This is a genomic window from Oleiphilus sp. HI0128 (assembly GCF_001635365.1).
This window is the reverse complement of the sequence record NZ_LWGG01000433.1, coordinates 1-571: the sequence shown is the minus strand read 5'-3', so window position 1 is coordinate 571 and position 571 is coordinate 1. Positions and strand designations below refer to the sequence as shown.

At 43.4% G+C, this 571-nt stretch carries 1 protein-coding gene; it reads right to left on the bottom strand.

The annotated features are described in order from the left end of the window. A partial coding sequence (locus A3763_RS05335) for a transposase (protein WP_197482787.1) occupies nt 1–571 on the bottom strand: 571 nt, incomplete at both ends.

Genomic DNA, 571 nt, shown 5'->3' with positions numbered 1-571 from the left:
TCATGAGCAACGATCAAGTGATGCTTACAATCCACTGCGCTCTGAACGTTGTAGCAAACCTTTCTCTCCATCGCGGTTGTTTTTAACAGACGCGAATCTGGATCAGTCATAGAGATTTGTTTGTCTGGGTGCGCTTCAACTTTCTCTTTGAGCTCCTTTAATTCAGAAAGACGCGCTTTTAGCCAAACCAGCTTTTCTTCAATGGGAGCGGTATCCGCTTCCTTTTCATTTAAGTCGACCTTGTCTAGCTGACTAAGGTAGCGAGCGATATGCTTTTCAACGCGTTCCATTGAGGCTTGGAGTTTTCTTGGCGTATAGTTTTTAGATTTGTTGTTAGATGCTTTGAATTTACTGCCATCAATCGCGACAAGCGCATCGCTAAACATGTTCATCTGACGACACAAATCGATGAACGTTCGACAGCACTGTTTAATCCCTTTACCGTTATTCTTCCTAAAATCTGCAATGGTTTTGAAGTCTGGTGCAAGTCTCTCAGTTAACCACATTAGTTCGATATTGCGGTTAGCTTCTCGCTCTAATCGGCGTGAGGATTGAATTCGGTTCAGGTAGC